Source organism: Nocardia sp. NPDC002869 (assembly GCF_046764065.1).
GTDB classification, from domain to species: Bacteria; Actinomycetota; Actinomycetes; order Mycobacteriales; family Mycobacteriaceae; genus Nocardia; species Nocardia rhamnosiphila.
This window is the reverse complement of the sequence record NZ_JBKOOL010000050.1, coordinates 15189-33847: the sequence shown is the minus strand read 5'-3', so window position 1 is coordinate 33847 and position 18659 is coordinate 15189. Positions and strand designations below refer to the sequence as shown.

17 protein-coding genes are annotated in these 18659 nt (G+C 67.4%); 12 read left to right on the top strand and 5 right to left on the bottom strand.

The window, feature by feature from the left end:
- The 8 genes from nuoI to ACLML9_RS12290 form a co-directional block, all read left to right on the top strand.
- On the top strand, window positions 1-471 hold a 471-nt coding region (gene nuoI / locus ACLML9_RS12325; RefSeq protein ID WP_411945640.1), incomplete at its 5' end, for an NADH-quinone oxidoreductase subunit NuoI.
- Window positions 468-1319: an NADH-quinone oxidoreductase subunit J gene (locus tag ACLML9_RS12320; RefSeq protein WP_411945639.1), complete on the top strand. Its 852-nt coding sequence runs from the start codon at window positions 468-470 to the stop codon at window positions 1317-1319. The genes nuoI and ACLML9_RS12320, both read left to right, overlap by 4 nt.
- Window positions 1316-1615: an NADH-quinone oxidoreductase subunit NuoK gene (gene nuoK / locus ACLML9_RS12315; protein ID WP_030519458.1), complete on the top strand. Its 300-nt coding sequence runs from the start codon at window positions 1316-1318 to the stop codon at window positions 1613-1615. The genes ACLML9_RS12320 and nuoK overlap by 4 nt, the downstream gene beginning before the upstream one ends.
- 77 nt (window positions 1616-1692) lie before the next feature.
- On the top strand, window positions 1693-3579 hold the full coding sequence (nuoL, locus tag ACLML9_RS12310) for an NADH-quinone oxidoreductase subunit L (protein WP_411945638.1): 1887 nt from the start codon (window positions 1693-1695) through the stop codon (window positions 3577-3579).
- The gene (locus ACLML9_RS12305; protein WP_411945637.1) at window positions 3576-5198 is read left to right on the top strand and encodes an NADH-quinone oxidoreductase subunit M; all 1623 of its coding nucleotides are present in this window, start codon (window positions 3576-3578) and stop codon (window positions 5196-5198) included. Before nuoL ends, ACLML9_RS12305 begins: the two co-directional genes overlap by 4 nt.
- Entirely contained in the window at window positions 5188-6810 is a 1623-nt protein-coding gene (gene nuoN / locus ACLML9_RS12300) for an NADH-quinone oxidoreductase subunit NuoN (RefSeq protein WP_411945636.1), read from the top strand. The genes ACLML9_RS12305 and nuoN overlap by 11 nt, the downstream gene beginning before the upstream one ends.
- Before the next feature lie 479 nt (window positions 6811-7289).
- Window positions 7290-7847: a MarR family winged helix-turn-helix transcriptional regulator gene (locus ACLML9_RS12295; RefSeq protein ID WP_411945635.1), complete on the top strand. Its 558-nt coding sequence runs from the start codon at window positions 7290-7292 to the stop codon at window positions 7845-7847.
- Window positions 7840-9480, top strand: coding sequence for an MDR family MFS transporter (locus tag ACLML9_RS12290; RefSeq protein WP_411945634.1), 1641 nt, complete (start codon window positions 7840-7842; stop codon window positions 9478-9480). Before ACLML9_RS12295 ends, ACLML9_RS12290 begins: the two co-directional genes overlap by 8 nt.
- 122 nt (window positions 9481-9602) lie before the next feature.
- Here the strand turns inward: ACLML9_RS12290 and ACLML9_RS12285 are convergent, their stop codons facing one another.
- Entirely contained in the window at window positions 9603-9908 is a 306-nt protein-coding gene (locus ACLML9_RS12285) for a hypothetical protein (protein WP_411945642.1), read from the bottom strand.
- 421 nt (window positions 9909-10329) lie between these two features.
- Between ACLML9_RS12285 and ACLML9_RS12280 the strand changes: the two genes are divergently transcribed.
- Both ACLML9_RS12280 and ACLML9_RS12275 read left to right on the top strand, forming a co-directional pair.
- Entirely contained in the window at window positions 10330-11712 is a 1383-nt protein-coding gene (locus tag ACLML9_RS12280; RefSeq protein ID WP_411945633.1) for an ABC1 kinase family protein, read from the top strand.
- Window positions 11713-11829: 117 nt separating this feature from the next.
- Window positions 11830-12462, top strand: coding sequence for a TetR/AcrR family transcriptional regulator (locus ACLML9_RS12275; RefSeq protein WP_411945632.1), 633 nt, complete (start codon window positions 11830-11832; stop codon window positions 12460-12462).
- Here the strand turns inward: ACLML9_RS12275 and ACLML9_RS12270 are convergent.
- Both ACLML9_RS12270 and ACLML9_RS12265 read right to left on the bottom strand, forming a co-directional pair.
- On the bottom strand, window positions 12459-13799 hold the full coding sequence (locus tag ACLML9_RS12270; protein ID WP_411945631.1) for a PucR family transcriptional regulator: 1341 nt from the start codon (window positions 13797-13799) through the stop codon (window positions 12459-12461). The genes ACLML9_RS12275 and ACLML9_RS12270 overlap by 4 nt on opposite strands.
- Window positions 13800-14338: 539 nt before the next feature.
- Window positions 14339-15538 (bottom strand): esterase/lipase family protein, encoded by a 1200-nt coding sequence (locus tag ACLML9_RS12265; protein WP_411945630.1) that lies wholly within the window; start codon window positions 15536-15538, stop codon window positions 14339-14341.
- Between the two features lie 324 nt (window positions 15539-15862).
- Between ACLML9_RS12265 and ACLML9_RS12260 the strand changes: the two genes are divergently transcribed.
- Both ACLML9_RS12260 and ACLML9_RS12255 read left to right on the top strand, forming a co-directional pair.
- Window positions 15863-16351 (top strand): hypothetical protein, encoded by a 489-nt coding sequence (locus ACLML9_RS12260; protein WP_411945629.1) that lies wholly within the window; start codon window positions 15863-15865, stop codon window positions 16349-16351.
- 347 nt (window positions 16352-16698) lie between these two features.
- Complete coding sequence (locus tag ACLML9_RS12255; RefSeq protein ID WP_411945628.1) at window positions 16699-16953, top strand: hypothetical protein; 255 nt, start codon at window positions 16699-16701, stop codon at window positions 16951-16953.
- Between the two features lie 305 nt (window positions 16954-17258).
- On the opposite strand, the gene ACLML9_RS12250 is transcribed toward ACLML9_RS12255, so the two are convergent.
- Window positions 17259-18188 carry a hypothetical protein gene (locus tag ACLML9_RS12250; protein WP_411945627.1) on the bottom strand — a complete coding sequence of 310 codons (930 nt, stop codon included), beginning with the start codon at window positions 18186-18188 and terminating at the stop codon, window positions 17259-17261.
- Entirely contained in the window at window positions 18189-18656 is a 468-nt protein-coding gene (locus ACLML9_RS12245) for a hypothetical protein (protein ID WP_411945626.1), read from the bottom strand.
- Between the last annotated feature and the right edge of the window lie 3 nt (window positions 18657-18659).

Here is an 18659-nt window from a genome sequence, read left to right as displayed (position 1 = left end):
CCCGAGGAGAAGGTCCCCACCGCGCCGCGCTATCACGGACGCCACCAGCTCAACCGGCATCCCGACGGGCTGGAGAAGTGCATCGGCTGTGAGCTGTGCGCCTGGGCCTGCCCGGCCGACGCGATCTACGTCGAAGGCGCCGACAACACCGACGAGGAGCGCTTCTCCCCCGGTGAACGCTACGGGCGGGTGTACCAGATCAACTATCTGCGCTGTATCGGCTGCGGCCTGTGCATCGAGGCGTGCCCGACCCGGGCGCTGACGATGACCAACGAGTACGAACTCACCGACGACAACCGTGCCGATCTCATCTACGAGAAGGACCGGTTGCTCGCCCCGCTGGCTCCGGAGATGCAGGCCCCGCCGCACGAGATGCAACCGGGCAGTACCGAAGCCGACTACTACCTCGGCCGGGTGGGCCCCGCGGCACCGCTTCCCACCGCCGATACCGCGCCGGGAGGTAACCGATGACCGGCACCGAATCGGCCCTGCTCGCCGCCGCCCCGCTGACCGACGCCGGAACCGGTGAAACGGTGCAGTTCTGGATCCTCGCCCCGCTGGCGGTGCTCGGCGCGCTCGGCATGGTGTTCGCGGCCAAGGCTGTGCACTCGGCGATCTGCCTGGCCGCCACCATGATCACACTGGCGGTGTTCTACATCGCCCAGGACGCGCTGTTCCTCGGAGTCGTGCAGATCGTGGTGTACACCGGCGCGGTCATGATGCTGTTCCTGTTCGTCCTCATGCTGGTCGGGGTCGATTCGGCGGAATCGCTGCGGGAGACGCTGCGCGGGCAGCGGATCGCCGCCGGGGTGGTCGGTGTCGGCTTCGGGGTCCTGCTGTGCACGGGTATCGCGCACGGGATCCGCAATTCCGGAATCGAATTCCCCGCCGCCGGGTTCCCGGGCCGTGAGGTGATCGGCACCCTGGCCGAACTGATCTTCGTACGCTACGTCTGGGCCTTCGAACTCACCGGCGCACTGCTGATCGCCGCCACCATCGGTGCCATGTTGCTGGCCCACCGGGAGACGTTCGGTCCGAAACTCGGCCAGCGCGAACTGTCGCGCCGGCGCTTCCGCGACGCCGGGCACCGGCCCACCCCGCTGCCCACCCCCGGCGTCTACGCCCGGCACAACGCGGTGGACATCCCGGCGCGGCTACCGGACGGATCGTTCGAGGAACTGTCGGTCTCGACCATTCTGCGGCACCGCCGTACCCAGGCACTCACCGATGCCGCGGTGCTCTCGGTCGGCTCCGCGCCGGCCCCCGGATCCGATGACGCCCGCACCGCCCGCCCGGCCGACGAGGAAGGTATCCGGTGAATCCCGAGAACTATCTGTTCCTGTCCGCGCTACTGTTCACCATCGGCGCCGCGGGCGTGCTGCTGCGGCGTAACGCGATCATCGTCTTCATGTGCATCGAGCTCATGCTCAATGCGGTGAACCTCGCGTTCGTCACCTTCGCGCGGATGCACGCGAACCTCGACGGCCAGGTCTTCGCCTTCTTCACCATGGTGGTCGCCGCGGCCGAGGTCGTGGTCGGTCTGGCCATCATCGTCACCATTTTCCGCGCCCGCCGCTCGACCTCGGTCGACGACGCCAACCTGCTGAAGTTCTGACGTGCTCGGGTCAAGCGCGCAGGCGGTAGCGCAGTGTCACCACGCAGCGCTCCCGAGCATGTCGAAAGGACACTGACGTGGATACCGCAACGCTGTGGCTGCTGCCCGCCCTGCCCCTGGCCGGCGCCGCCGTACTGCTGCTCACCGGGCGTCGCTCCGACGCATGGGGTCATCTGCTCGCCACCGTGACCGCGCTGGCCTCCTTCGTGGTGGCGGTGATCGCCTTCGCCGGGATGCTCGGCCGTTCCGGCGCCGATCGTGCGGTGGCGCTGGATCTGTTCAGCTGGGTGCCGATAGCCGGGCTCCGGGTCGATTTCGGGCTCGCGCTGGACCAGCTGTCCATCTGTTTCGCCCTGCTCATCACCGGCGTCGGCTCGCTCATCCACGTCTACTCCGTCGGATATATGAGCCACGATGCCGGCCGCCGCCGGTTCTTCGCCTACCTGAACCTGTTCCTCGCGGCCATGCTGCTGCTGGTGCTGGCGAACAACTATCTGGTGCTGTACCTGGGCTGGGAGGGCGTCGGTCTGGCCTCGTATCTGCTGATCGGGTTCTGGTACCACAAGCCGTCGGCGGCCACGGCCGCCAAGAAGGCGTTCGTGGTCAACCGGGTCGGTGATATGGGCCTGGCGATCGCCATGATGATCCTGTTCGCCACCTTCGGGTCCCTCGATTTCGGCGCGGTGTTCGCCGCGGCCCCCGGGGCGAGCGACGCCGCACTCACCGCCGTCGGCCTGTTCCTGCTGCTGGCCGCCTGCGGTAAATCCGCGCAGGTACCACTGCAATCGTGGCTCGGCGACGCCATGGAGGGCCCCACCCCGGTGTCGGCGCTCATCCACGCCGCCACCATGGTCACCGCGGGTGTATACCTGATCGCCCGCTCGAACCCGCTCTACGATCTCGCGCCCACCGCCCGGGCCGCGGTGGTGGTGGTCGGCGCGGTGACCCTGCTGTTCGGCGCGATCATCGGTTGTGCCAAGGACGACATCAAGAAGGCGCTGGCCGCCTCCACCATGAGCCAGATCGGCTACATGGTGCTGGCCGTCGGCCTCGGTCCCGCGGGATACGCGGTGGCCATCATGCATCTGCTGACCCACGGCTTCTTCAAGGCGGGCCTGTTCCTCGGGGCGGGTTCGGTCATGCACGCCATGGACGACGAAACCGATATGCGCCGCTACGGCGGATTACGCACCCTGCTACCGATCACCTACCTCACCTTCGGTGTCGGGTATCTCGCCATCATCGGGGTCCCGCCGTTCGCCGGGTTCTTCTCCAAGGACCGCATCATCGAAGCGGCCTTCGCCGCCGAAGGTGCCGCCGGCCCGATCCTGGGCACCGTCACCCTGCTGGGCGCCGGCCTCACCGCCTTCTACATGACGCGGGTGATGCTGCTGACCTTCTTCGGCGAACGCCGCTGGAAGCCCGATACCCACCCGCACGAATCCCCCGCCGTGATGACGGGTCCGATGATCTTGCTGGCGCTCGGGTCGGTCGGCGCCGGAGCGGTATTCGTCTGGGGCTCCTCGCTCCAGAACTGGCTGGCACCGGTCGTCGGCGAGCACCACGGTGAGCCGATCCTGCCGGTCCCGGTGATCACCGGACTCGCCCTCGCGGTGGTCGCGGTCGGTGTCGCGGTCGCCTACCGGCAGTACGGGCGCAGCGCGGTACCCGACAGCGCACCGCAGGAGGTGACCGCGCTGACCGTCGCCGCGCGCCGCGACCTCTACGGCGACGCCGTCAACGAGGCCGCCTTCATGCGGCCCGGCCGCCACCTGACCCGCGCCCTGGTCTTCCTCGACAACCGCGGTATCGACGGTCTCGTCAACGGCACCGCCGCGGTCATCGGCGGTCTGTCCGCGCGGGCCCGCCGGATCCAGACCGGTTTCGTCCGTTCGTATGCCCTGTCCATGTTCACCGGCGCGGCACTGGTGGCCGCAGCCCTGCTGGCCGTGAGGATCTGGTGAGCGCCGTGCCCTGGTTGTCCGTGCTCTGGCTGTTGCCCCTGGTGGGCGCGGCGGTCGTACTCCTGCTGCCGGCCGCGCAGCGACTACTGGCCCGCTGGGTCGGCCTGCTGTTCACGGTGGCGACCTTCGGGGTGGCGCTGGGGGTGGCGGCGGCCTTCCAACCCGGCGGCGAGCAATTCCAGTTCGTCGAATCCCACACCTGGATACCGGCGTTCGGCGCCGGATACACCCTCGGCGTGGACGGGATCGCGCTGGTCCTGGTACTGCTCACCGCCGGGCTGGTCCCGCTGCTCGTCATCGCCGGCTGGCACGACGACCGCGAGGTCGGCACCGGTAAACGGGTGGCCCACACCTATATCGCGCTCACCCTCCTGGTGGAGGCGATGGTGCTGGTGTCCTTCCTGTCCCTGGACATCCTGCTGTTCTACGTGTTCTTCGAGGCCATGCTGATCCCGATGTACTTCCTCATCGGCGGTTTCGGGCCGCGCACCGACGACGCGCAGGTCCGGCAGCAGCGTTCCCGCGCCGCGGTGAAGTTCCTGCTGTACAACCTGTTCGGCGGCCTGATCATGCTCGCCGCGGTGATCGGCCTCTACGTACTCACCGTCCAGCAGGACCTCGGCGCGGACGGCGCCGGAACCTTCGACCTGCGCACAGTGGTCGCGGCCGCCAACTCCGGACAGCTCGGCGCCGGACCGGCGGTGCTCAACGCCCTGTTCCTCGGTTTCATGTTCGCGTTCGCGGTCAAGGCGCCGCTGTGGCCGCTGCACACCTGGCTGCCGGACGCCGCCGTCTCCGCGACCCCGGCGAGCGCGGTGCTGATGATGGCGGTGGTCGACAAGGTCGGCACCTTCGGCATGCTGCGCTACTGCCTGCTGCTGTTCCCCGCCGCGGTCGACACCTATGCGCCGCTGGTGATCACGCTGGCCGTGATCGGCATCCTCTACGGTGCGCTGCTGGCCATCGGCCAGACCGATGTGATGCGACTCATCGCCTACACCTCCATCTCGCACTTCGGTTTCATCGTGCTCGGAATCTTCGCCATGACCAGCCAGGCCCAGACCGGTGCGACCCTTTACATGGTCAATCACGGACTGTCCACGGCGGCACTGTTCCTGGTGGCCGGTTTCCTGGTCTCGCGGCGCGGCAGCCGGCTCATCGCCGACTACGGCGGAGTGCAGAAGGTGGCGCCGGTGCTGGCCGGAACGTTCTTCATCGCCGGCCTGGCCACCCTCTCCCTACCCGGACTCGCCCCGTTCGTCAGCGAATTCCTGGTCCTGATCGGCACATTCGGCAGGTATCAGGTGGCCGCGGTGATCGCCGCCGCCGCGCTGGTCCTGGCGGCGATCTATGTGCTGTGGCTGTACCAGCGGATGATGACGGGGCCGGTCCGCGAGGGCAGCGAACGCATCCGGGACCTGGTGCCGCGTGAGCTCGTGGTCGTGGTGCCGCTGCTCGGCGCCCTGATCTTCTTCGGTGTCTATCCGAAACCGATCCTGGACTTCATCGATCCCGCGGTGAACCAGACCCTCACCACGGTCGGCAGTGTCGACCCCGCACCGCCGGTCCCGGCCCATCCGGAGGCGGCGAACCCCGGAGGTGTGCGTCATGAGCGCTGAGCTGTCCGTCGATACGGTCCTGGCCGCGACCGTGCCGGCGCCGAGTATCGAATACCACGTGCTGGCGCCGATCCTCATCGTGTTCGGCGCGGCGGTCGTGGGAGTGCTGGTGGACGCGTTCTTCCCGCGCCCGTGGCGGTATCCCGCGCAGCTGGTACTGACCCTGGCGGCACTGGGGGCCGCGCTGGCCGCCGTGCTGCTGCTGTCCGGGACCGCGACGACGGCCGCGGTCGGTGCGGTCGCGGTCGACGGGGTCACCCTTTTCCTCCAGGGGACCCTGCTGATCGTCGGCATCCTGTCGGTGCTGTTCGTCGCCGAACGCGGACCGCTGCCCCGGCCACGTTCCGGGCCGGGCACCTGGAGCCGCACTGCCGTCACCGCCGACTACGGGATGGACGCGTTCACCCCGCAGGCCTCCGCCGTCCCGGGCAGCGGGGCCGAGCGGTCGGCCGCGACCGCGGGCATCACACCCACCGAGGTCTTCCCGCTGCTGCTGCTGGCGCTGGGCGGCCTGCTGCTGTTCCCCGCCGCCAACGATCTGCTCACCATGTTCGTCGCGCTGGAGGTGCTCTCGCTGCCGCTGTACCTGCTGTGCGGTCTGGCCCGGCGGCGCCGGCTGCTCTCGCAGGAGGCGGCGCTCAAATACTTCCTGCTGGGCGCGTTCTCCTCGGCGTTCTTCTTGTACGGGGTCGCGCTGCTCTACGGCCAGACCGGCACGGTCCGCCTCGCCGGAATCGCCGACGCGCTCGCCGCCGAGACCGGCGCGCCCACCCTGGCACTGCTGGGTGTGGCCATGCTGGCCGTGGGTCTGTTGTTCAAGGTCGGCGCGGTGCCGTTCCAGGCATGGGTGCCCGATGTGTACCAGGGCGCGCCGACGCCGATCACCGCGTTCATGGCTGCGGCGACCAAGATCGCCGCGCTGGGCGCTCTGCTGCGCGTGCTGTCCGTGGGTGTCGCGGAGATCGCCGACGACTGGCGGCCGGTACTGGCGGCCGTCGCGGTGGCCACCATGGTGGTCGGCGCGATCCTGGCGATCACCCAGACCGATATGAAACGGATGCTCGCCTATTCGTCCATCGCGCATACGGGCTTCCTGCTCACCGCGCTGGTCGCCGCCGACGACCGTGGCATTGCCGCGACTCTGTTCTATCTGTTCGTCTACGGCCTGGGCACCCTGGGCGCCTTCGCGGTCGTGAGCATGGTCCGCGAAACCGACGGCACGGAGGCGACGGCACTGTCGCGCTGGGCCGGGCTCGGCCGCCGCGCCCCGTGGCTCGCCACCATGTTCGCGCTGCTGCTGCTGTCGTTCGCCGGTATCCCGATCACCGCGGGGTTCGTCGCGAAATTCGCGGTCTTCCAGGCCGCGGCCGGCAGCGACGCCGGCCTGCTGGTGATCGTCGGCGTACTGGCCAGCGCGATCGCCGCGTTCTTCTATATCCGGGTGATCGTGCTGATGTTCTTCACCGATCCGCCGGCCGACCCACCCGAGATCGTCGGTCCGACCGCCGCGACCACGGTGGCGGGCATCGCGGCACTGGCCACCCTGATCTTCGGCATCGTTCCGCAACCCCTGCTGGAGCTCGCCGACCGCGCCGGCGAATTCGTGCGGTAGCCCGGAGCACCGCCGCCTCAGGGTTTGGACCGCACAATCTCCGGGCCGCCGCGTGCTCGGCCGGGGACAGTCCTGCCGACCACACGTTGATCCGGGCGCAAGGCGGATTCGGTTCGGCATCCGGCGGCGGTGTCTCCCCCACCGGCTCATAGATCACCGGCCACAGACAGTGGTAGCCGACCGTCACCGCCCTGGTTTCCGCGCTGCCGCAGCATGCCGGAGAACACGCGCGGCCGCATATCGGCGCCGGCGAGCGGGGGATGAAGCCGGAATGGACATCAACCACCGGCCTCCGATCAAAACACTGGTCACGCGTAGCGCACGCGGTAAAAAGCGGCGGAACACGGCATGCCCGGCGCGCTGGCCGGTCGGCGTGTCTTCCCGGCTCGGCTGTGGGAATACGCACACTACATTTTGTTGATTAGCGCAAGCAACAAATTTATAGTTGATTAGCGCAAGCAACTAGATGTGGAGGACGCATGGGAATTCCCCCCGACACCGCACAGGGCATCCTCGATGAATTGTTCCTCATCAGTCGAGCCCTCCGGCGGTCCCTCGCACAACCCGAGGAGGGCCGACTGCTGCCGGGCGGGATCAGTGTCCTGGTCAACCTGGAATCGGCCGGTCCGTGCCGGCAGGTCGACCTCGCCACCCAGATCGGTATCAGCGCCTCGGCCATGAGCCGGCACATCACCGAACTGGTCGCCGACGGTTACGTCCTGCGCAATACCGATCCCAGCGACGGGCGCGCCATCCGCGTCGAGGTCTCCCCCGCCGGCCACGAACTTCTCGCCCGGATCCGGGAATCACGGGTGCGGGGCCTGCAGGAGGTCCTGGCCGACTGGACCGTGGACGACGCCGAACACGCCCACCGGACTCTGCACACACTCCGGAGCCGACTCATCGCCCGGGACAGTCGCCACGCCGCGACCGACAACCAGAAACATCCCCACCGCTCACTGTCCGCGGACACGCAGCGCAGCGTCACCGAAGAACACGAGCCGGAACCGAAAGAGAGTCAGGAAATAGATGTCTAGTCCAGTCGAGGCGGTGACGCGGCGAGACCCCTACGCGATGAGCCACCGCGAGGTTCTGGAATCGCTCACCGGGCTACTGGCCGCACTGTTCACCGCGCTGCTCAGTACCACGATCGTGGCGACCGCGCTGCCCACGATCATCGGCGATCTACAGGCCTCGCAGACCGCCTACACATGGGTGATCACCGCCGCACTGCTGGCCAACGCGGCCTCCACCCCCATCTGGGGCAAACTCGCCGACCTCTTCAACAAGAAGGTCCTGGTCCAGACGGCCATCGTCATCTTCGTGGCGGGCTCGGTCCTCGCCGGTTTCGCCCACGATGTGACACTGCTGCTGACCGCCCGTGTCGTCCAGGGCATCGGCATGGGCGGTCTGACCGCCCTCGTCGTCGCCATCATCGGCATTATCGTCGCGCCGCGGGAACGGGGCCGGTACTCCGGCTATATGGGCGCGGTCATGGCGGTCTCCATGTCGGGCGGACCCATACTCGGCGGCGTCATCGTGGACAGCCCACTCGGCTGGCGCTGGTGCTTCTTCGTCTGCGTACCACTCGCACTGATCGCGCTGTTCCTGCTGCAGCGCACGCTGCGGCTGCCCACCGAACGCAAGGCCGACGTATCCATCGACTGGCCCGGTGCCGTCCTGATGACCGCCGGTGTCTCGATTCTGCTGATCTGGGTCTCCTTCGCCGGGAAGGCCGGCTACTATGAGTGGTTCTCCCGGGAATCGCTGCTGTATGTGGTGGCGGGCGTGGCACTGCTCGCGGCGACCGTATGGGTGGAGGCCCGCGCGAAGTCGCCGATCGTGCCACTGCGGATTGTCACCGAGCGCACCACCGGCCTGGCGATCATCGCATCCGTCGCGGTGGGTATCGGGATGTTCGGCGCCACCACCTTCCTCGGCCAGTACTTCCAGACCTCGCGCGGTTACTCGCCGACGATCGCCGGCATCCTGACCATTCCGATGGTCGCGGGCACGCTCGTCGCCTCGGTGGCCTCCGGTCAGCTGATCACCCGGTTCGGCAAGTGGAAGGGATTCGTCGTCGGTGGCGCCACCCTGCTGGTGTTCGGCTTCGCACTGCTCTCCGCGCTCGACCACGAAACCAACCTGTGGCTGGTCAGCGCGTACATCGCGGTGGTGGGGCTGGGCGTCGGCATGATGATGCAGAACCTGGTACTGGCCGTGCAGAACACGGTGAGCGTGCACGATATCGGCGCGGCCTCCAGCAATGTCGCCTTCTTCCGCACCTTCGGCGGCGCCATCGGGGTCTCGGTGCTGGGATCGGTTCTGGCGACCCGCGTCGGCGAACTGTCGGCCCAGGGGTTCGCCCGGCTGGGTATCCAGACCTCCTCGGGTGGCGGCAGCAATCTCGACCTGGACGGCCTGCCCGCACCGATCGCCACCATCGTGCGCGCCTCCTACGGCGACGCGACCGGCCGGATCTTCCTGATCGCCGCGTTCGCGGCGGTGGTCGCGCTCCTGGCGACCACGCTGTTGCCGAACCGCCCGTTGCGCCGCACGATCGATATCGACCCCGAACTCGATCCGATGGGCTCCGAGGACGAGCCGCACCGGATGGGCGAGGCCGAGTCCGGCGAATTCGCCCGCCGGGAACCCGCGTTGCAGAACTGAGCGGGTACCGCTCCCATAGGACCCCGGGTATCACTGCGATACCCGGGGTCTTCTGTACACGCCGACCGCAGGCGGCCGGACACCTGGTGGCCGATGCCGGGCACCGGCCGCGGCCGTCCGGATCAGCTCCAGAGCACGGCGATCAGCACATTCACGATCGCCAGCCCACCCGCCGCGTCCGGCATCCACGCGGGATCCTTCCCACGCTTGGCGTCGGCCCGGCCCATTTCGGCGAAGGCGGCCACCAGCACGGAGATCACGAGCTTGACCCCGATCTTCACCATGTTCAGGTCTTTGTCCAGGGAGGTCAGGGACTCCGCCATGCCGACCAGCATCACCCCGGTGAGGAGCTGCGCCCGGGCACCCCAGACCATCACCTCGTTCACGGTGGGCCGGCCGGCGGCATATCCGCCGACCACCGCCGCCATCCCGAGCAGATGAGTGACGACCACGACGTTGTAGACGATTTCTGACACGTTCACGTGGCAAGATCCTGCCAAATACGGTGTGTGTAGGGCATTTCGGCACCGATTCGGCGGGCGCGCCATCCCATGGAACACAGCGAGTGGTGAGCGACCATCGTGCCGGCGGCAGCGGGAGACCGAGGAGCGAAAGGGCAGGCTCCGCATCATCGGGCCGCCGTCGGCCGCGATCTCGGGCGGCCGCCGCGCCACCGGTGCCGGCTTGCTCGCCGCGGAGAGAGTCCGCTGCGTGCGCTGTGCCAGGTCACAAGCCGGGCACTGTTCGGCTGGGCCGTCGCCGAAGTCGAGTGGTCCGGGACCGCGGCGCGGTGTGGTCTTGAACAATGGGGCGGACGGGATGTGCTGTTCGGCTCGAGGAGGTCTGCCGGTGGACGGTCACGTCGCTTCGGGACGGCTGTCCCGGGCGGGCAGGCTCGGTCGGCTCACTGCCGGGCAGGCTGCTCGCGGGGTGGGGACACGACTGGCCATGATCGGACGGCCCGAACAGGCTCGTCGTGTTCTCGCCGAGCGCTCGACATTGCAGGCGGCGCAGCAGATGGTGACTGTACTGGGCAGCATGAAGGGCGCGGCGATGAAGCTGGGCCAGATGTTGTCGGTGCTGGATGTGGACCTGGTCCCCGAATCGCATCGTGAATTGTTCCGGGCGAAACTGGGCGAACTGCGTGACCGGGCACCGGTGGTGCCGTTCGCCGCCATGCGAGGAATCGTCGAGGATGAACTCGGGTCGCTCAGTGGCGTCTTTTCCGATTTCGACGAGATACCGGTCGCGGCCGCCTCGATCGGGCAGGTGTATCGCGCGGTGTTGCGAGATGGCCGCACGGTAGCGGTGAAAGTGCAGTATCCGGGCGTCGGGGAGGCCGTGGTCGCCGACATCAAGAATCTGCAGTTCTTCAGCAGGCTGTGGAAATCGGCGCTGCCGAGCGCGGCCGATGTCGCTGTACTCGACGAGGTCGCCGAAAACCTGACCCGTGAACTGGACTATCTACGCGAAGCGCGCTCCCAGCACCGAGTGGCCGATCGTTATCGCGGGCACCCCCTGATCGCGGTACCGGATGTGGTGGCGCCCCTGTGCACGCCGCGAGTGCTGGTAACCGAGTTCGTCGAAGGAAAGTCATTCGAGCACATGCAGAGGCTCCCCCAGCAAGAACGCGACCGGCTGGGTGAATTGATCTGCCGCTTCTACATCAACGCCCTGTTCACCGACTACGAATTCTGTGGTGACCCCCACCCGGGCAATCTGTTGCTCGCTCCCGACGGCCGGCTGACCTTCGTCGATTTCGGTCTCTACAATCGGATGGATCCCACCGATGTCGATTTCGAACGCCGGTGCCTGCGCGCGGCGGGCGAGCACCGCGCCGACGACCTCTACAACAATTGGGTCGGCCGCGGGATCGTCGACCCGGACTCGGGTGTGGACACCCGGGAATGCCTCGAATACGTGTGGTCCGCCGCCGGCTGGCACCTGCTCGACGAGCAGGTCACGGTCACCCCGGAACTCGCCACCGGCGCGGTGGTGCTGGCCATCGATCCACGGTCCACCCGGTTCCACGGCATGCGGCACCAGCTACTCCCCCGCGAGCATGTTTTCTCCCGCCGCGCCGATCTGTTCACCTTCGCGCTGCTCGGCCAACTCCGAGCGGGCAACAATTGGCACCGCATAGCCCGCGAATGGCTCTACGACGAACCGGCGACAACCGATATCGGCATCGCGCACGCCGTCTGGCGGGCCGGCGCACCCCAGGGCCACTGATGCCGCCGGGTCGCCGACAGCGCGACAGCTCGGACGGACGATAGTGCACGAATCCATGGGTAGCGAGCGATATCATGGGCCGCTCGCAGGCAGTGAAGCAGTAGGCAGGAGTGAGGGATGCCGCCCAAAGCGGCCGGCCCGCGGCGGCGGCCGAGTCAAGAGCGCGCGAAAGCCACCAGAGAACACATCCTGGACACCGCGGCGCGGTTGTTCGGCGAGCGGGGTATCGCCGCCACCTCGACCAATCGGATCGCCACCGAGGCAGGCCTGAGTATCGGTACCGTCTACCGGTACTTCTCGGACCGCTCGGTCATGGTCGAAGAACTCCTGCAGCGGTTGCTGGAGACCATCGAGCGCCGCTTCACCCAGCGTTTGTCGACGCTGCCGCACACGGCCCTCGAAGTTCTGATCTCCGATCTCCTCCACACCGTCACCGACGAACTCGTCGCCAACGCCGGCCTGGTCCGAGCCCTGGTGGGCGGCGTCCAGTTCTACAGCAGCGGCCTACCGGAGTTCGAGCCACGCCTGCATCTCCTGGTCAAAGTGATGCTGATCCAGGGCCTCGGTCCCGGCGACGACCACCGCTACGACGTCATGGCATTCGTCTTCCTCAACACCGGATTCGCCGCGGTTCTGCGCGCTTCGGCCGAAGGCATCACCGACGAACACCGCCGAGAAGCCATCGAGATGACAGCTCGAATGATCGGCTCGTGGCTCGACGCCGAAGCCGGGACGCCCACCGGCTCCTAGCGATCGGTGTGGCCGTCGCAGCGAGATCCACCCGCCGCAGACCCCGCCGGCCCAACCGATATCGGCTTCCGGCCGGCGCTGGTGGGTTGCCGCGGGTGGTTTCGGTCCACCGGTTCCCGGGCCGGCTTCCGGTGTGCTGACGCGATGCGGGTGATCAGTGCTGCGTGGAGATACCACCAGGCCTTGGCGTCGGAGATATCCAGGCCGGTGAGTTCGCCTATGCGTTGCAGCCGGTAGTCGACGGTATTGGGGTGCAGGCATAGTTGGCGGGCGGTGCGTTGCCGGTTGCGGTCGTTGGCGATGTAGGTCTGCAGGGTGTGTCCGAGGTCAGGGTGGTCGTCGAGTGGGGCGAGTCGCTGCTGCAGGATGGTTTGCCCGATACCGGGCCGGGTGAGCTGGTATTCCATGGCCAATTCGGTGAAGCGGTGCACGCCCGGACCGAGCCGGAGGTGTTCGACGGTGTCGAGGAGTTCGTGGGCGTGCCGCGTCGCAGCGGCTATCTCTTCGGTAACGGTGACGAGGGCAGTGGCGGTGAGCGGGATCTGCGCCGCCGTGGAGAGGTCTTGCACGAGCTCGTCTATCGCCGGTTCGGTATCCGGTTCGGCGGGGAGCAGGATCGTTCCTCCGTCGACGGAGAGCAGGGACAGGGCTTTGTTGTCCGATCGGGTGGCGAGAGCCGATTGCACGCGGCGCAGTTTCCGGCGGGCGACGATACGGCGGTCGAGTCCGGGCTTTCGTTCGTCCGGGTGGGCCGGGATCGCGACTGCGAGCACAAAGTAGTGGGATGCCACCGCAATCCCGCATTCCCTGGCTGCCGCAGTGGCGGTGTGGCCGCTGAGTAGTGCGGAGGTCAGCGTGTGGACCGCGGTCCGGTGAGCGGCGGTGCGGCTTTTGAGTTCGCGCACATAGACTTTGCTGATCGTGGAGGTGACCGAATTCAGGAGTTGCACCACCGCGGTCATTCCGGTGGTGATATCGAATCCATGACCGGGGTGCGCGACGGGGAACAGCAGGTCCACACCCTTTTTCAGACCTTGGTGGACTGCGTGCAGGACGGTACCGATCGGAACACCGCAGTGGGCCCAGCGGACGGCAGCCGATTCCAGCCGTTCGATCTGGTCGGGCACGGCTTCACCGTTCAACCGCCGGATGATCCAGACCAGGCAAGACCGGGCCACCGCGGTGAGTTCGCTGCCGAGAGTGTCTTCGGGCGCGACAGCGCACGGAACGCCTGTGCGAACGAGATGTGCCACGATCTCCCGCGCAAGCCGGGTGATATCGGGTACCGGTGTGCGATGACGCGTCTCGGGGGCGCGGAGGGCGATGTTCTCGATCATTACCTGTGACCTCCTTGTCACCGCAGTGCCGAACGAAGCCCCGCAGCGGAAGGCGCGGGACCCGAGCAGCTCGGCGGCAACGGATGGTGCCGCGAAGCGCTTACCTGCTGTCACAGGCTAATCTGAGTAATTACTCACCTTCTACTCCTCTTCCGGACGGGGGCAACGGGTGTCATACACCGTTGCTGAACAGGGATAAACGCCCGGTTGGCGAGAACTATCGACAGATTCATGACACCGATCTGGGTAAGTGCTCACTTTTCGCAGCGCGCCGGAAACGAACGCCGACCGACGAGCGGCGCCCAGGCGGAAGACCTGTTCGCGAATCGCTCGTGTACGGCCGGAGGCGGTAACCCGGGCAGCCGCCCGCCGAGGCGCCTGTGCGGGGCAGCCACTCGGTGGGCGTACTGCCGCCGTTCGACTGCAAACGCCGACGGCGGTGAGGGGTGAACGCCCACGCGTCGCCACGGCGGCCGGGTGCGCCCGATCCGGTCGGCGCGGAGAAGCTGCCGATCCGGTGGGTGCACCCGTCCGGCCGGTCACAATTTTCCGGCACCTCCGATCAGCCACGGGTTGAAGGAGCATTGCAGTGCCGGAAACCGGAGGGGATCCAGGGCCTGCAGCGCAATGGACAACGCCCGGGGCGAGTACATGAGTGTCAGGTGATCCGACAGGTCCTGTTCGCAGCCGTCCTGCAGAGTGATGTTGCGGACCGTCGCACCGGGGCCGGACTGCAGGAATGTCAGATCATAGGGGTTGGTCACCTCGTCGTAGCGGGTACCGACCACGGTGTAGTCGACCCCGGCGACCGTATCCCCGGCAGCGTTGAGCCGGTTGACGAAATCCGAGCCGATGGTCTGCTGGATCCCGGCGTGGCCCACGAAGATCTCGACGAACCCGAGAATATCGATACCGAAGTTGTTGATGGCCCGGCCCAGCGCCCCGATCCCGTCCAGGGAGGTCCCGTGATGAGTGGCGCCGAATGTCACCAGCTTGCCGACCTTGTCCGCACCGCCCTCGAATTTGGTGTACCAGTTGGCCATCGACCCACCTTGTGAGTGGGCGACGAGATCGACTTCGGAGGCGCCGGTGGCGGCCAGCACTCGGTCCACGAACCCGGCCAGCTGCTTCGCCGAGTGCTGGATGTAGCCGGTACCCATCGCACCGGGCAGTACCGATCCCACACCACCGCCCTGCACGAGATCGGAGCGACCGTAGTTGAAGGTGAAGGTGCAGAACCCGGCGTCCTTGATCGGCTGACCCATGAACGCGAAACCGTTGTAGGCGTTCATCCAGGTGCCGTGGATCAGCAGCACCGGCCGAGGATGCTCGGCAGTAGGTTTGCAGTTCCAGTCGTTGGATCCCGGCGGGGCGGCATCCCCGTTGGCCAGCCCGTACCCGAAAGCCGCCAGCCATGAAGTCTGCGCCGGCCCGTAACCGACGGTGTCGGAGGCGTATCCACCCGACAATCCGGAGCTGCTGCCCGATCCGCCGTAGCAGTCACCGGAGCCGTTTCCCGACCCCGCACCGCTGCCGGAATTACACGCCGAACCGCTGGCACTACCCGAATCGGCGATCGGCTGTCCGCTGCGCCCGGCCGCGATATAGGCGGCCAGATCTTGCTCCGTGGGCGCTGCCGCGGGCTGCGCAAGGCCACTCGCCGTGGCGAGTCCGCAAGTGACCGCGGTAGCGGCCAGAAGCACGGCCGCCCGCAGGCGGGCGGAGGTCGGTCTTGTCATGAAGGGGCCTTCCTGAGGAGATCAGCACGATCGACTTCCCGTGCCGCGGAGCGGTTTTCACCACGAGGAAGCTGCGCCGACAATACGAGCGCCAACCCTGATCTCCGGCCTCCGCGCATATGTACTGGATACGTCACGAATTGCCGACAACGGGATTTGGACCTGCTCACAGAACCGTTTGAATAGCGCTGCGCCAAGGGGCTTTTGCGCCATATGGTCATTCTCGTCGGGCACCGTCCCCTGTACCAATGGATCGCTGTTGGATTCGGTGAACAACCAGATACCCGAGCAGATCACGAGACGATTACGTCGAATACACCGAATATGAGAGGGGACTCCTCCTCCCCCGGGGTGGGCGGTATATTCGCGGCGCTGACCGAACGAGAACTGATCGACAGCGACTACTACTTCGGCATGACCCCGGTGAGCACCCCCAGCAGTCCCGCGGAACGCGCCTCGGTCGGCTGGTACGTGACGCTGCTGCCGGTGACGTTCCCACCCGCCGCCACCTCGTTCGACGGGGTGGTCGAACTCGCGCAGCACGCCTACGAGAACGGGCTGCGCCTGGCCCCCACCTCGTTCCAGCGCGTAGTGGAGTTGCTGCCCACCGACTCCGATCTGGACTTGGAACCCGGGCTGGTCCTGCCCGATGATCTCCTACGTCGATGCCCGGGTGCTACTCGGCAACGAGTTATTCGATGCGGCGGAATGCGGCCTCTACGCCAATCGAGCCGCTTCCGAACAGGTTCTGATCTGGATCAACCGGCTGGCGACCGAGCGTCGCGGACGGCTCCCCCACGCTCGAGCTCGTGAGCACGATCGGCCACGACCGCTCAGCGGGTTCCTGCCGCCGCCGTCGCGCATTTCGAGGTGCCCCTCCACACCGGATGGTCCGGTTCAGCTTCCCCACCGGCCCGATGCCGTGGGATACCCGGGGGCTGATGGAGCTGACCTAGTCCTCGGGCCCACCGGGCCAGCGCAGAATCGACGGCCATGCGGGCGGCCACAACCGCGAGTCCGGCGGGCCGGGTGTCGTCGGCCTTCCGACGCGGCGCTGCTGGGTCTACCCGGGTGTCCTCGGGCAGGCGCCATGCGGTGACACCTTCGGCCCCGTGCTAGAGTCCGACCGCGTGGCAGTCCTCTCTCGTCCCGTCAGCAGCTTGGCGATCGTACTCGGGGTCGCCGTCGCGATTCCAATGCTCGCGACTCTGGCCTTCGCGGCTACCGGCCACCCGGAATGCGCGACCATACCGGAGGATGTGGGCCCCTGCGGATACTGGGCCCGAGTGGCCGAATACGGTCCGTTCATCATGCTGTGGGGAACGGTCGTCACCGCAGGCTTCGGAGCCACGCTGTGGCTGGTGGTCGTCGCCGTACTCGGTCTCTTCGCAGCGCTACGCCCGCGCCGCGAGTGATACATCCGGCTCAGTGGACCGAAGCAATCACAGTCGGTCGAAGGGCCGTCTTGTCGACTCGCCGGAAACTTCCCTGCCGACGTCCCCGTGGAGGGGCGCCACCGAATGGTGCTCCACTCCACGGTCCGCAGTAACAAGTGTCCAGCGGGGATCGGAACACTCCGCAGATCCCACATGGTGCCTCCGAGTCGACCCGGCCGGGCTGCGGGACCGGCCACACTTCGGGTGGGCGGCGGCGCGACCGGTTCGCTCGGGCACGGAGCGCACTACGAAGCAATACAGGCCAGGGGGCGATGCCGGTTCGCTCAATCGGTGGACGGACGCGGGCTGCCGAGGTGGCGGGTGAGCAGGCGACCGAGTTGCGGCGTGAGCGGGCCCGCGTGCTCGATACCGAGTTGGGTGGCGAGAGAAACGGCGTGCAACCGGGTCGCGGTTTCCAGGAGAGTGGCATAGGCATCGGTTGCGGTGCGGATTCGATACCGGGCCGTTGCCGCGGTGACGACACCGATCAGGGCGGCGGGCCACCACCAAACCGTCAGGACCGAATACAGCACCGACCAGGCGAGTAGCGTGGTCGCCCGCGCCACAGCGGTTCGCGCCTCCCCGATCTGATCGCGGGTGGGATCAGGAAGGACGAGCCACACCGACGGCCATACGGTGGCGAGGTCGAGGTGGTGGTCGCGGTCGAGGCGCACAGCCGCGGCATGTACTCGATCACCGCTCCAGGTAGGCCGTTCCGGCCGCTCCACCGAGATCCGGTTCCGGGTGCGGGCCGCGCGATGCCGGAGCGCGGAATCCGGCCGGTCCGCGGGGTCGGGAGCCAGCGTCTTGCGGAGCTCCCGGCGGTAGACGGCCTCGGCGATGTCCCAGTGACGTTTTCGCCGGGCCGCCGACCATCGCGCCGGATGCCGGACCGGCCACGGCCAGGCGGCCCACTCCGTGGCCAGCGCGATGTGTTCGGCAAAGGTTCCGGCGGCCTGTGCGACGAGCCCGACCGCGGCCGCACCGGCCGAGATCGCCACCAGAAGCAGGATTCCCGCGCCCGTGGCGGTGAACGCCGGGTTTTCGGCGTAGGAGGTGATCGTGCGTGCGAGCAGTCCCACATCCAGCGCATGACCGTGTCCGAGAACCAATGCAGCACCCGCGACCGCGAGATAGAGGGCGCCGGGCAGAACCAGCAGCGACAGCCATTTCTCGGTGAGCTTCTTCGTCAGTTCGCCCCACAACCCACCCATTCAGGAAAGTCTCTCTCGCAACAACTCCCGCGCGGTGAGGGCGCACCGTGGCGGGTCGTCGTGGACCTCGTCGGCGGTACGGCCCGTGCACCGTGCGAGCGGACAGCGGTAGACGATCTCGAAGTGGTGCACACCGATCGGTGTGGCGGTGCGGTGATGTCCGTACAGCCCGCGCGCGTCACCGCCGGTCTGTAGTGCGGTGTGGACGGCATCGAGCGCGACACCCAAATCGGTGACTCCGTCCGAGTGCACCACGGCGAGCAGACGGTGGAGCGGCGTTCCGGGATCGGTCCCGTCATCGCCGAGCACGCTGCGAATATCCTCCAGATGCTCACACAGATAAGCCAACCCGGCGGCGATCCGCCCGGCATCTTGTGACGACGGCAGCAAACAACCCCCTGGGACGACGAGCAATCCGGCAGACGCCACGTTCACGGCCTCGGCGGTGCAGCGCGGCAGGTCGATCATATC

Excerpts from the sequence above, each read along its gene's own strand:
- ACLML9_RS12320 (WP_411945639.1), top strand. The coding sequence starts at position 468 with ATGACCGGCACCGAATCGGCCCTGCTCGCCGCCGCCCCGCTGACCGAC.
- nuoN (WP_411945636.1), top strand. The coding sequence starts at position 5,188 with ATGAGCGCTGAGCTGTCCGTCGATACGGTCCTGGCCGCGACCGTGCCG.
- ACLML9_RS12295 (WP_411945635.1), top strand. The coding sequence starts at position 7,290 with ATGGGAATTCCCCCCGACACCGCACAGGGCATCCTCGATGAATTGTTC.
- ACLML9_RS12290 (WP_411945634.1), top strand. The coding sequence starts at position 7,840 with ATGTCTAGTCCAGTCGAGGCGGTGACGCGGCGAGACCCCTACGCGATG.
- ACLML9_RS12285 (WP_411945642.1), bottom strand. The coding sequence starts at position 9,908 with ATGGCGGCGGTGGTCGGCGGATATGCCGCCGGCCGGCCCACCGTGAAC.
- ACLML9_RS12275 (WP_411945632.1), top strand. The coding sequence starts at position 11,830 with ATGCCGCCCAAAGCGGCCGGCCCGCGGCGGCGGCCGAGTCAAGAGCGC.
- ACLML9_RS12270 (WP_411945631.1), bottom strand. The coding sequence starts at position 13,799 with ATGATCGAGAACATCGCCCTCCGCGCCCCCGAGACGCGTCATCGCACA.
- ACLML9_RS12265 (WP_411945630.1), bottom strand. The coding sequence starts at position 15,538 with ATGACAAGACCGACCTCCGCCCGCCTGCGGGCGGCCGTGCTTCTGGCC.
- ACLML9_RS12260 (WP_411945629.1), top strand. The coding sequence starts at position 15,863 with ATGAGAGGGGACTCCTCCTCCCCCGGGGTGGGCGGTATATTCGCGGCG.
- ACLML9_RS12250 (WP_411945627.1), bottom strand. The coding sequence starts at position 18,188 with ATGGGTGGGTTGTGGGGCGAACTGACGAAGAAGCTCACCGAGAAATGG.
- ACLML9_RS12245 (WP_411945626.1), bottom strand. The coding sequence starts at position 18,656 with ATGATCGACCTGCCGCGCTGCACCGCCGAGGCCGTGAACGTGGCGTCT.